Origin of the sequence: Enterobacter sp. CPE_E863, assembly GCF_046521465.1 — a bacterium.
Taxonomy (GTDB): domain Bacteria; phylum Pseudomonadota; class Gammaproteobacteria; order Enterobacterales; family Enterobacteriaceae; genus Enterobacter; species Enterobacter adelaidei.
Genome location: NZ_JBKFZX010000001.1, coordinates 1,829,154 through 1,841,702, shown reverse-complemented (window position 1 = coordinate 1,841,702; position 12,549 = coordinate 1,829,154). Strand labels below are relative to the sequence as shown.

The following is a 12,549-nucleotide window of genomic DNA, read 5'->3' as shown; positions in this document are numbered from 1 at the left end:
ACGTCAAAACCCCTCGCATGAGGGGTTTTTTATTGCCGGGTGGTGCAGAGGCGTCTATTTCACCGTCACCAACCGCGCCGCCACAATCTGATGCCCGGCCTGGACATCCGTATTCTCGATGCGCTGCATGATCCTGTCTGCCAGCGTGTAGCCCATCTCCCGCGCGGGCGTCGTGGCCCAGACGATTGGAAGATCGTCCAGCGCGTTTTCGCCGACGTCGGCAAATGCCCCTAGCGCCACCTGATGGCCGAAGAAGGTTTCTACCCCGCCCTCGCCGCTCTGACGCCCGGCGCGGATCAGCCCAAACCAGGCTCCCATGGCGATCACGTCGTTATAGCAAATCACGGCGCTGATCGTCGGGCTGCTGCGCAACAACGCGCTTATCGCTTCCGCCGCTTTCTTTTGGCTGGATTCGCACTCAACGACCCATTCACTGTGGAATGGCAGGCCGTATTTAATCAGCGTCGCGCAGTAGCCGCCTACCCGCTCGGCCCGGGTCAGGGACGAACTTTTGCCGCCGAGCCAGGCAATGCGCTGATGACCGCGACGAATAAGATGTTCGGTTAACATTTGTGCGGCCTGCATGTTATCCGGGCGCAGCGTATCAGCCTCATCCAGGTAACTGGCGCGCGAGGCAAAGACCAAAGGCACACCTTTTTCGGCGGCTCGTTCACACAGCTCACTGCCTACGCCTGACGCCCCGGCGACAATCACCCCGTCGACACCCTGGTTAAGCAACATATCCAGGCGGGAAAGCAGCTGATCGGCTTCACGGCCACCGTGCAGCAGAAAGACCATCCGTCCCTGCGCTTCAAGCGCCTCGGTTAACCCTGCAGTCAGTTCTGCATAGAAGGGAGACGTCAGGTCACGAACAATCAAACCGATCACCCCGCTTTGCCCACCGCGCAGCGCCGATGCCTGGCGGTTACGCACAAAGCCCAGCTGTTCAACCGCCTCGTTCACCCGCTGGCCGGTCGCAGGAGAGATCCGCCCTTTCCCGCTTAGCACCAGAGAAACGGTGCTGACGGAAACACCCGCCGCCAGCGCAACATCGTTGATGGTGATTTTTTTCGCTACAGCCATGTGTCGGCGTGACTCCCTGAAATGAGATCGGTAAAACGTTTTATCAATACGTTATCTTTATACTACCAGTCAAAGCCTGAGAATGTGATTTAGCGCGGACTAAACTTTGATAAAACGTTTTATCTTCTCGCAGCATTGAAGCAGATAAACTGATTTTAACAATAAAGGAGTCGTTTTATGACGGCGAAAGCAGCACAAAAAATATCGCTGTGGGAGTTTTTCCAGCAACTGGGTAAAACCTTTATGCTGCCCGTGGCACTCCTCTCGTTCTGCGGGATCATGCTCGGGATCGGCAGTTCACTCAGCAGTAAAGACGTCATCACGCTGATCCCGTTCCTCGGCGCGCCAGTGCTGCAGGCGATCTTTATCTGGATGAGTAAGGTCGGCTCCTTTGCCTTCAGTTTCCTGCCCGTGATGTTCTGTATTGCTATCCCGCTGGGTCTGGCGCGCGAGAATAAAGGCGTGGCCGCGTTTGCCGGTTTTGTGGGTTACGCGGTGATGAACCTGGCCGTTAACTTCTGGCTGACCGCGAAAGGCATTCTGCCTACCACCGACGCCGCTGTGCTGAAAGCTAACAACATTCAGAGCGTGATTGGTATCCAGTCTATTGATACCGGGATCCTCGGTGCGGTGATCGCCGGGGTGATCATCTGGATGTTGCACGAACGCTTCCACAATATCCGTCTGCCGGATGCGCTGGCATTCTTCGGTGGTACCCGCTTTGTGCCGATTATTACCCTGGTGGTAATGGGTCTGTTTGGTTTGATCATTCCGCTGATCTGGCCAGTCTTTGCGATGGGTATCAACGGCATTGGGCGCATCATTAACGGCGCGGGAGATTTTGGACCGATGATCTTCGGTACCGGTGAACGCCTGCTGCTGCCGTTTGGCCTGCAACATATCCTCGTGGCTCTGATTCGCTTCACCGAAGCGGGTGGTACCATGGAGGTGTGCGGTCACGATGTGAGCGGTGCACTGACTATCTTCCAGGCACAGTTAAGCTGCCCAACTACGCACGGCTTCTCCGAAAGTGCAACCCGCTTCCTGTCTCAGGGGAAAATGCCTGCCTTCCTCGGCGGCCTTCCTGGCGCTGCGCTGGCAATGTACCACTGTGCACGCCCGGAGAATCGTCATAAAATTAAAGGCCTGCTGATTTCCGGCGTGATCGCCTGCGTGGTAGGCGGTACCACTGAGCCAATCGAATTCCTGTTCCTGTTCGTCGCACCGGTGCTGTATCTCATCCACGCCGTGCTGACCGGTCTGGGCTTTACCGTGATGGCGGTACTGGGGGTTACCATCGGCAACACCGACGGCAACGTGATCGACTTCGTGGTGTTCGGTATTCTGCACGGCCTGTCCACCAAGTGGTATCTGGTGCCGGTCGTGGCGGCTATCTGGTTCGCGGTGTATTACGGTATCTTCCGCTTCGCCATCACCCGCTTTAATCTGAAAACGCCAGGTCGTGATACCGATACAGCGAGCAATGTTGAGCAGGCTGTTGCCGGGACCGTGGGTAAATCCGGCTATAACACCCCTGCTATTCTGGCGGCACTGGGCGGTGCGGATAACATCACCTCTCTGGATAACTGCATTACCCGTCTGCGTCTGTCAGTGGCGGATATGTCGAAAGTAGACACCAACGCCCTGAAAGCCAACCGGGCCATCGGCGTGGTGCAACTAAATCAGCACAATTTGCAGGTGGTTATCGGCCCACAGGTACAGTCAGTGAAAGATGAGCTGGCGACCCTGATGCGAACTGTCGAAGCCTGATGCCTCAGCCCCCTCACCATGAGGGGGTTTTACTTTAAGGACGTACGTCATGTTTGATTTTTCTCCCGTCGTGGATCGTCACGGCACCTGGTGTACACAGTGGGATTACGTCGCCGACCGTTTTGGCGCGGCCGATTTGCTGCCCTTCACTATCTCGGATATGGATTTCACCACCGCCCCCTGCATTACCGATGCGCTGCAACAGCGCATTCATCACGGCGTGTTTGGCTATAGTCGCTGGAAGAACGAGGAGTTCCTGGCCGCCGTCGCGCACTGGTTCCAGCAGCGGTTTAACAGCCAGATTAATACGGAAACCGTCGTTTATGGTCCTTCCGTCATTTATATGGTCTCTGAATTGATTCGTCTCTGGTCAAACCCCGGCGACGGCGTGGTGGTACACACCCCGGCATACGATGCGTTTTACAAAGCCATTGAAGGCAATGCTCGTCATGTGGTGCCCGTCGAGATGGAAAAGCATGCCGCAGGCTGGCAGGGAAATATGGCTGCGCTGGAAGCGGCCCTTGCAAAATCTGAAAACAAAATTTTGCTGCTGTGCAGCCCGCAAAACCCGACCGGCAAGGTCTGGACGCGGGATGAGTTGACCCACATGGCGGAACTGTGCGCACGCTATGACGTGGCGGTGATCAGCGATGAAATACATATGGACATGGTGTGGGGAGATCGTCGTCACACGCCGTGGAACGCGGTAGCACGGGGCAAATGGGCGCTTCTCACCTCCGGTTCGAAAAGTTTCAATATTCCGGCGTTGACCGGCGCTTACGGCCTGATTGGTGATGAAGAAAGCCGTAACGGTTATCTTAGCGCGTTGAAAGGCCGGGACGGACTCTCTTCCCCTTCCGTGCTGGCACTGACGGCACATATCGCCGCCTATCAGCAGGGAGAGCCGTGGCTGGATGCCTTGCGGCGTTATCTGGAAGAAAATTTGTCGTATATCGCGCAGGAAATAAACAGCGCTTTTCCGAAACTGAACTGGCAGCCGCCAGAAGCGACCTATCTGGCCTGGATTGACCTGCGCCCACTGAACATTGACGACCGGGCGCTGCAAAAAGTGCTGATCGAGAAGCAAAAAGTCGCCATCATGCCAGGAAATACCTACGGCAAAGAGGGAAATGGCTTCGTGCGCCTGAATGCTGGCTGCCCGCGCAGCAAGCTGGAACAAGGGGTTCAACGCCTTATCGCCGGGATTAACACGCTACTGTAATTCATTTGCGCAACGGAATATTCCATTGCGCAAATAGCTTTTTACCTCGTTTTGTTTTTATAATATGGCGCACTTTAACCAGAAAAGAGTGCGACCATGATTGATACACGCCTGCCATTAACTGATATTCATCGTCACCTTGACGGTAACATTCGTGCCCAAACCATCCTCGATCTTGGCCGCCAGTTCAATTTAACGCTTCCTGCTCAGACACTTGAGTCCTTGATCCCTCATGTTCAGGTCACCTCCAATGAACCTGACCTGGTCAGCTTCCTGAGTAAACTCGACTGGGGCGTGAAGATGCTGGCCTCGCTGGATGCCTGCCGCCGCGTGGCGTTCGAGAACATCGAAGATGCCGCCCGTAACGGTCTGCATTACGTCGAACTGCGTTTCTCGCCAGGCTATATGGCGATGACCCACAACCTGCCCGTTGCAGGCGTAGTGGAAGCCGTCATTGAAGGCGTCCGCGAAGGCTGTAAAACGTTTGATGTCCAGGCCCGTCTGATTGGCATCATGAGCCGTACGTTCGGTGAGGCAGCCTGCCTGCAGGAACTGGAAGCGCTGCTGGCGCATCGCGATGCCATCACTGCGGTCGACCTCGCCGGTGATGAGCTGGGCTTCCCGGGCAGTCTGTTCCTGTCCCATTTCAACCGCGCGCGTGACGCCGGGTGGCACATTACCGTTCATGCAGGTGAAGCGGCAGGTCCGGAAAGCATCTGGCAGGCCATCCGCGGGCTGGGCGCCGAGCGTATCGGCCACGGCGTAAAAGCGGTAGAAGATCGCGCTCTGATGGATTTCCTGGCGGAACAGCGCATCGGAATTGAGTCTTGCCTGACGTCTAATATTCAGACCAGCACCGTGGCAACGCTGGCACAGCACCCGCTGAAAACGTTCCTTGAGCACGGTGTGCTGGCCTCACTGAACACTGACGATCCGGCGGTTCAGGGGGTGGATATTATTCACGAATACAACATTGCTGCGCCTCAGGCGGGTCTGAGCCGCGAGCAAATTCGTCAGGCGCAGATCAACGGGCTGGAGATCGCTTTCCTGACGCCTGAAGAGAAGCAGGCGCTGCGGGATAAGGTGGCAACCGCGTAAGCCTTTTTGCCGGGTAGCGGCTGCGCCTTACCCGGCATACAAAATATCTGTACCTTATGCCAGACAGAGCGTGGCGCGATGTTTGGCTGATTCGATGCCCAGCTCAATCAGCTCCATAATCTGAATGGCCTGGCTTGCCGGAACCGGATTTTCCCCCGTTCCGTTCAGCGCATCGCGGATAGCTGCATAATAAGCCGGGTAGTTACCTGGAATAGTCAGCAAGGTTTCCTCCACCAGCTCCTCACCTTCAACCCGCGTCACAACACCGTCTCGCATATCATAGCCCCAGTCTTCCTGTGGCAAACGCTCCCCGTTTTTTAAGCGATCTTCCTGCGGGTCGAGACCGAACTTCACATAACTCCCGCGCGTACCGTGAATGATATAACGCGCGGATTCTGCGGCCGCCACCATCGTCCCGTGGAGCACAATTCGACGCTGTGGGTAACTCAAAACCGCATGGAAATAATCCGTTGTCTGCGCGCCAGGCCTGAGCTGTGCCAGATCGACCGTCATACTCACCGGCAGGCCAAACAGATTCACGGCCTGATCCAGAAGATGCGGGGCCAGATCGTACCAGATGCCGCTGCCCGGACCGGCCTGCTCGCGCCAGCGGTTTCGTACCTGCGGGCGAAAACGGTCAAAATGCGATTCAAAAAAGAGGATCTCCCCCAACGTACCTTCGCTGAGAAGCCTTTTTACGGTCAAAAAATCGCTGTCCCAACGGCGGTTATGGAATACCGAAAGTAACCTGCCCAGGCTCTTTGCTAGCGCATCAAGCTCGCGTGCTTGTGACAACGTCACGGTAAAGGGTTTATCAACGACCACGTGCTTGCCGGCTTCCAGCGCCGCCTTTGCCAGCGGAAAGTGCGTGTCGTTTGGCGTGGGGATGATAATTAAATCAATATTCGGATCGTTGAAAAGATGTCTAGGTTCAGAGACAACCGGCACGGAAGGCCAGTCGGCATGGACTTTAGTTGCATCACTACTGGATACGGCAGCCAGCGCCATTCCGGGCGTCCCGGCGATCAGAGGCGCATGAAACGTTTTTCCCGCATATCCATAACCAATAAGCCCGACGCGGATATTATCACTCATAGTGTCATCCTCTTTTATGGCGTTCTTATTTCACACTGGCTAGCCTGGCATTACCACAGATTAATAATGTGCCATATGACTTAAAATAGCAGGTTGTATGGGTTGTTTTTGTTACATAGTATTAACCACCTGATTTTGTTTAAGGGAACCGTTCCCAAAGCACTTGCCGCCGGGGAAACGCCGCTGTAACATCTGCTCCCTGTATTTATGGATAAATTACAACTACGAATCATGACGTCAATTATTAATCGAATCATTGAATTAGCGGGATGGATTGTTCTTGGGGTATCGGTCATTTTGCTTGGCGTTGCCAGCCATATCGATAACTACCAACCGCCGGAGCCTGTCACAGTCGCCCAACCTAAGTAACCGGTTACTGCAATAAAGAGTGACACAATATGTCAGTTACGTATTGCCAGCCCTGGTGAACACGGTTAACCTTCTCTTCCAGGCATCATTTGATGCCTGAAACTTTCAGCAAAGAAAACTCCTAATTTAGTCGCATTACCTGAGTGGGCTGTTTACGTCTTTATTAATCCGTTTATTATTCGAACGAATTACCTTAACTGGTATTACTCACTTTTATATGGAAAATTATTAATATGACAGTTCAGGACTATTTATTAAAATTTCGCAAGATCAATTCCCTTGAAAGCCTGGAAAAACTGTTTGACCATCTGAACTACACCCTGTCGGATAATCAGGAAATCATCAACATGTATCGTGCCGCTGACCATCGCCGTGCGGAACTGGTCTCCGGAGGCCGTTTGTTCAATGTGGGTGAAGTGCCTAAGTCTGTCTGGCGTTACGTTTTATAAGAAAGTAGCCATCAGCGCGAAATGTTATATACTCTCCGCCCTGCAAACTGGCTGTACAACATTTCGCGCAGATTATGGGAGAGTTTATGACCGCAACGCCTGGAGAACGCATTGGAGGCTGGTTAATCGCCCCACTGGCATGGCTGCTGGTTGCCTTATTAAGCGCATCACTTGCGCTGCTGCTTTATACCACCGCACTGATTACCCCGCATGCCATCCAGACGCTGATGTCGCAAAGTGTGCTTAATATTGCGATGTGGTTTGTATCGTTCGTTTTCGCGATAGGGATGTGGTACTACACGCTGTGGCTGACCATCGCTTTCTTTAAGCGCCGTAAAAGTGTGCCTAAGCATTACATTATCTGGCTGCTGATTTCGGTCCTGCTGGCGGTAAAAGCTTTTGCTTTTTCGCCGGTTTCTGACGCCCTGGCCGTCCGCCAGCTACTTTTCCCTTTACTGGCCGCTGCGCTGCTGGTGCCCTATTTTAAGCGTTCGACACGGGTGAAAAACACCTTTGTGAACCCGTAATAACCTTACAGATAACCTGTTGTCGCCTGCGTTGGTTTATCCGATAATAGGCGGCTTTTTTATTTCAGGCTAAATAATGACCGATTACTTACTGCTCTTTGTCGGCACAGTGCTGGTTAACAACTTCGTCCTGGTGAAGTTCCTTGGCCTATGTCCATTTATGGGCGTTTCCAAAAAACTGGAAACTGCAATGGGCATGGGGCTGGCGACCACCTTTGTCATGACGCTGGCGTCTATTTGCGCGTGGTGGATTGATACCTGGATCCTTATCCCGTTGGGGTTAACCTATCTCCGTACGCTGGCCTTTATTCTGGTTATTGCAGTGGTTGTGCAATTTACCGAAATGGTGGTACGCAAAACCAGTCCGGCGCTCTATCGCCTGCTGGGGATTTTCCTGCCGTTGATTACCACCAACTGCGCCGTGCTCGGCGTAGCGCTGCTGAACATCAACCTTGGGCATAACTTTATGCAATCGGCACTGTATGGTTTTTCTGCGGCCGTCGGTTTTTCTCTGGTGATGGTGCTGTTCGCCTCTATTCGTGAGCGCCTCGCCGCAGCGGATATCCCTGCGCCGTTTCGCGGTAACGCGATTGCGCTGGTGACCGCAGGTTTAATGTCTCTGGCCTTTATGGGCTTTAGTGGTCTGGTGAAGTTGTAATGAATGCTATCTGGATTGCCATCGCCTCTATCAGCGTCCTGGGGTTGGTGTTTGGCCTTATCCTGGGTTACGCCTCCCGCCGTTTTGCGGTAGAGGACGATCCTGTTGTTGAAAAAATTGATGAGCTTCTTCCACAAAGCCAATGTGGACAGTGTGGCTATCCCGGTTGCCGCCCCTATGCCGAAGCGGTAGGGATTCAGGGTGAAAAAATTAACCGCTGTGCACCGGGTGGTGAGGCGGTAATGCTGAAAATTGCGGCTCTGCTGAACGTTGACCCGCAGCCGATTGATGGCGATGCAGACGTCCAGGAGCCGGTTCGCGCCCTTGCTGTGATCGACGAAGCAAACTGCATCGGCTGTACCAAATGTATTCAGGCCTGCCCTGTAGATGCCATCGTTGGCGCAACCCGCGCCATGCACACTGTCGTCGCTGATCTGTGTACTGGCTGCAACCTCTGCGTAGCGCCATGCCCGACGCAATGTATTGAACTGCGCCCGGTTGAAACGACTACCGAAAGCTGGAAGTGGGATCTTCAAACCATTCCGGTTCGCAACATTCCTGTGGAACAACATGCTTAAGTTATTTTCTGCTTTCAGAAAAGAGAAGATCTGGGACTTTGACGGCGGTATTCATCCGCCGGAGATGAAAACCCAGTCCAACGGCACCCCACTGCGTCAAATTCCGCTGGCGACGCGTTACATCATGCCTCTCAAGCAGCATATTGGCGCGGAGGGCGAGCTGTGTGTGAAAGAAGGTGATACGGTTCTTCGCGGCCAGCCGCTGACCTTTGGCCGGGGACGAATGCTGCCTGTACACGCGCCAACATCTGGCAAAGTGATGGCAATCGCTCCGCATACGGTGGCTCACCCGTCAGCACTTTCAGAACTGAGCGTCATTATTGAAGCCGACGGTGAAGATCGCTGGATCGAGCGTGACGGCTGGGGCGACTACCGCAACCGGAGTCGCGATGAGCTCATCGAGCGTATTCATCAGTTCGGTGTGGCCGGACTGGGCGGCGCAGGCTTCCCTACCGGTGTCAAACTGCATGGCGGTGGCGATAAAATACAGACGCTGATTATCAATGCTGCTGAATGCGAGCCTTATATCACCGCAGACGATCGTCTGATGCAGGATTGCGCCGCCCAGGTGGTGGAAGGTATTCGCATTCTCGCGCACATTCTGCAGCCGAAAGAAGTACTGATTGGTATTGAAGACAATAAACCACAGGCCATCTCAATGCTGCGCGCCGTACTGGCCGGTAGCCATGATATCGCCCTGCGCGTCATTCCAACCAAGTACCCTTCTGGTGGCGCAAAACAGCTGACGCAGATTCTTACCGGTAAACAAGTGCCACACGGTGGACGCTCCTCAGATATCGGTGTGCTGATGCAAAACGTCGGGACCGCCTATGCGGTGAAGCGCGCGGTGATTGACGGCGAGCCGTTGACCGAGCGCGTGGTAACGCTGACCGGAGAGTCTGTCTCGCGTCCGGGGAACGTCTGGGCGCGACTGGGAACGCCGGTTCGTCACCTGCTGGAACAGGCTGAGTTTTGCCCTGGCAGCGACCAGATGGTGATCATGGGCGGCCCACTGATGGGCTTTACCCTGCCGTGGCTGGATGTCCCGGTGGTCAAAATCACGAACTGCCTGCTTGCGCCTTCTCCAATCGAAATGGGCGAAGAGCAGGAGGAGAAAGGTTGTATCCGCTGTAGTGCCTGTGCCGACGCTTGCCCGGCGGACCTGCTTCCGCAGCAGTTGTACTGGTACAGTAAAGGCCAACTGCACGACAAAGCACAAGCCCATAATCTGGCTGACTGTATTGAATGCGGAGCCTGCGCCTGGGTTTGCCCAAGTAACATTCCACTGGTGCAGTATTTCCGCCAGGAGAAGGCTGAAATTTATGCCATCTCAATGGAAGAAAAACGTGCAGCCGAAGCAAAAGCCCGCTTTGAAGCGCGCCAGGCTCGACTGGAGCGCGAAAAAGCGGCTCGTCAGGAGCGCCATAAGCAGGCTGCTGTTCAGCCAGGTGAGAAAGATCAGGATGCCATTAACGCGGCACTGGCGCGCGTTCGCGAGAAAAAAGCGACCGCAGCCCAAACCGTGGTCATCCCGGCGGGTGAGAAACCGGATAATAGCGAAGCGATTGCCGCCCGCGAAGCGCGTAAAGCAGCGGCTCGCGCCCGTCAGGCTGAAAAAGCGCAAACAGCTCAGGCTGAAGTTGAGGTTGATCCACGGAAAGCCGCCGTTGAAGCGGCAATTGCCCGCGCCAAAGCCCGAAAAGCCGGTGAGCAAAACGTGGTAGTCGAGAAAGAGGCGGTGGACCCGCGCAAAGCTGCCGTCGAAGCGGCAATAGCCCGTGCCAAAGCCCGTAAGACAGCACAACAGACGCAGACAACCGAACCCGAAATGCCGGTCGACCCGCGCAAAGCCGCTGTTGAAGCAGCAATTGCACGCGCTAAAGCCCGTAAAGCGGCGCAACAGGAAGAGCAACCTCAGGCCGCAAATGACGACCCGCGCAAAGCTGCCGTCGCCGCTGCCATCGCGCGCGTTCAGGCGAAGAAAGCCGCACAGCAAGCAGTTAACGAGGATTAAATGGTTTTCAGAATCGCAAGTTCCCCTTACACCCACAACCAGCGCCAGACATCGCGCATTATGATGCTGGTCTGCCTGGCCGCGCTGCCGGGCATTGCCGTTCAGTGCTGGTTTTTCGGCTGGGGAACCCTGTTCCAGATAGTCCTGGGCTGTGTCAGCGCCTTAGCCGCTGAAGCCCTGGTGCTTAAACTGCGCAAGATGGTAGTTTCCCGCATCCTTGCCGACAACTCCGCGCTACTGACCGGCCTGCTGCTGGCCATCAGTATTCCACCGTTTGCCCCATGGTGGATGGTGATACTCGGTACCGTCTTCGCAGTGATAATTGCCAAACAACTGTATGGTGGACTCGGTCATAACCCGTTTAACCCGGCAATGATCGGCTACGTGGTGCTGCTGATCTCCTTCCCGGTACAGATGACAAGCTGGTTGCCACCGCATGAGATTGCGGCAACGGTTCCGGGCTTTATGGATGCCCTTCACGTGATCTTTACCGGCCATACCGCACTCGGCGCTGATATGAACACGCTGCGTATGGGCGTGGATGGTATCAGCCAGGCGACGCCTCTCGATACGTTTAAAACGTCCCTGCACGCGGGTCACAGCGTTGAACAGATTATGAAATCAGCCATCTACAGTGGCGTGCTGGCAGGCGCAGGCTGGCAGTGGGTTAACCTGGCGTATCTGCTGGGCGGTCTGTTCCTGCTGCAACAAAAAGCCATTCGCTGGCATATCCCGGTCAGCTTCCTCGTGACGCTGGCGGTTTGTGCCACGCTGGGCTGGGTGTTCTCCCCCGAGTCACTGGCCAGCCCGCAGTTGCATTTGCTCTCCGGCGCGACCATGTTAGGCGCATTCTTTATCCTGACGGATCCGGTTACCGCGTCAACGACCAACCGTGGCCGCCTGATCTTCGGTGCGCTGGCTGGGTTGCTGGTATGGTTGATCCGCAGCTTTGGTGGCTATCCGGATGGTGTGGCATTTGCCGTCCTGCTCGCCAACATTACCGTTCCGCTCATCGACTATTACACGCGTCCGCGCGTGTACGGACATCGTTAAGGGTTTCGCCATGTTAAAAACAATGCAAAAACACGGCGTTACGCTGGCTGTCTTCGCCGCGGTCCTGACTGGGCTGACGGCACTGGTGAATTCGTTGACCAAAACGACCATCGAAGAACAGGCTTCGAAGCAGCAAAAAGCGCTGTTCGATCAGGTGATCCCGTCTGATTTCTACGATAATGACCTGCAGCAAAGCTGTTTCATCGTCCAGGCACCGCAGTTAGGCAAAGGCGCACATCGCGTCTTTATCGCCCGTAAAGGGGATAAACCGGTGGGCGCGGTGATGGAAGCGACCGCCCCCGATGGCTATTCCGGTGCCATTCAACTGCTCGTTGGCAGCGATTTCTCCGGTACGATACTGGGCACCCGCGTAACGGAACATCATGAGACGCCGGGTCTTGGCGATAAAATTGAAACCCGTCTGAGCGACTGGATTTTGCATTTTGCCGGTAAAGTGATTCATGGCGAAGGAGATACTGCCTTTGCGGTGAAGAAAGATGGCGGCGAGTTCGACCAGTTCACCGGGGCGACCATCACCCCACGCGCCGTGGTTAACGCCGTAAAACGAGCCGGGCTGTATGCTGAAACGCTGCCCGCGCACATCAACAATCTTCCGGCCTGTGAGGAGTAATC

The 12,549-nt window shown here is 55.0% G+C and carries 13 protein-coding genes; 11 read left to right on the top strand and 2 right to left on the bottom strand.

All coding sequences use genetic code 11. The features are described 5' to 3' along the window. Positions 1-54: 54 nt before the first annotated feature. Positions 55-1,083, bottom strand: coding sequence for a Mal regulon transcriptional regulator MalI (locus ACLHV8_RS09105; protein ID WP_049006298.1), 1,029 nt, complete (start codon positions 1,081-1,083; stop codon positions 55-57). 177 nt (positions 1,084-1,260) lie between these two features. On the opposite strand from ACLHV8_RS09105, the gene malX reads away from it, so the two are divergent. From malX to add, 3 genes are all read left to right on the top strand, one after another. Beyond that, complete coding sequence (gene malX / locus ACLHV8_RS09100) at positions 1,261-2,853, top strand: maltose/glucose-specific PTS transporter subunit IIBC (RefSeq protein ID WP_208593926.1); 1,593 nt, start codon at positions 1,261-1,263, stop codon at positions 2,851-2,853. Between the two features lie 49 nt (positions 2,854-2,902). Continuing rightward, the gene (locus ACLHV8_RS09095) at positions 2,903-4,075 is read left to right on the top strand and encodes a MalY/PatB family protein (protein ID WP_208593925.1); all 1,173 of its coding nucleotides are present in this window, start codon (positions 2,903-2,905) and stop codon (positions 4,073-4,075) included. Positions 4,076-4,171: 96 nt separating this feature from the next. Beyond that, positions 4,172-5,173: an adenosine deaminase gene (gene add, locus ACLHV8_RS09090; protein ID WP_410376864.1), complete on the top strand. Its 1,002-nt coding sequence runs from the start codon at positions 4,172-4,174 to the stop codon at positions 5,171-5,173. Between the two features lie 54 nt (positions 5,174-5,227). Here add and ACLHV8_RS09085 read toward each other — a convergent pair whose 3' ends face one another. After that, on the bottom strand, positions 5,228-6,268 hold the full coding sequence (locus tag ACLHV8_RS09085) for an oxidoreductase (RefSeq protein ID WP_208593923.1): 1,041 nt from the start codon (positions 6,266-6,268) through the stop codon (positions 5,228-5,230). A 243-nt stretch (positions 6,269-6,511) separates the two neighbouring features. On the opposite strand from ACLHV8_RS09085, the gene blr reads away from it, so the two are divergent. From blr to rsxG, 8 genes are all read left to right on the top strand, one after another. Further along, complete coding sequence (gene blr, locus ACLHV8_RS09080; RefSeq protein ID WP_168112406.1) at positions 6,512-6,637, top strand: division septum protein Blr; 126 nt, start codon at positions 6,512-6,514, stop codon at positions 6,635-6,637. Positions 6,638-6,870: 233 nt separating this feature from the next. Further along, positions 6,871-7,086, top strand: a complete 216-nt coding sequence (gene ydgT, locus ACLHV8_RS09075) for a transcription modulator YdgT (protein ID WP_006174966.1) — start codon at positions 6,871-6,873, stop codon at positions 7,084-7,086. A gap of 86 nt (positions 7,087-7,172) precedes the next feature. After that, positions 7,173-7,613, top strand: a complete 441-nt coding sequence (locus ACLHV8_RS09070) for a DUF2569 domain-containing protein (RefSeq protein WP_023311379.1) — start codon at positions 7,173-7,175, stop codon at positions 7,611-7,613. A 76-nt stretch (positions 7,614-7,689) separates the two neighbouring features. Next, on the top strand, positions 7,690-8,271 hold the full coding sequence (gene rsxA / locus ACLHV8_RS09065; protein ID WP_008500564.1) for an electron transport complex subunit RsxA: 582 nt from the start codon (positions 7,690-7,692) through the stop codon (positions 8,269-8,271). Beyond that, positions 8,271-8,849, top strand: a complete 579-nt coding sequence (gene rsxB / locus ACLHV8_RS09060) for an electron transport complex subunit RsxB (RefSeq protein ID WP_028017313.1) — start codon at positions 8,271-8,273, stop codon at positions 8,847-8,849. The genes rsxA and rsxB overlap by 1 nt, the downstream gene beginning before the upstream one ends. Then, complete coding sequence (gene rsxC / locus ACLHV8_RS09055) at positions 8,842-10,863, top strand: electron transport complex subunit RsxC (RefSeq protein ID WP_208593922.1); 2,022 nt, start codon at positions 8,842-8,844, stop codon at positions 10,861-10,863. Before rsxB ends, rsxC begins: the two co-directional genes overlap by 8 nt. After that, positions 10,864-11,916 (top strand): electron transport complex subunit RsxD, encoded by a 1,053-nt coding sequence (rsxD, locus tag ACLHV8_RS09050; RefSeq protein ID WP_128347956.1) that lies wholly within the window; start codon positions 10,864-10,866, stop codon positions 11,914-11,916. 10 nt (positions 11,917-11,926) lie between these two features. After that, on the top strand, positions 11,927-12,547 hold the full coding sequence (gene rsxG, locus ACLHV8_RS09045; protein ID WP_028017310.1) for an electron transport complex subunit RsxG: 621 nt from the start codon (positions 11,927-11,929) through the stop codon (positions 12,545-12,547). Positions 12,548-12,549: the final 2 nt, after the last annotated feature.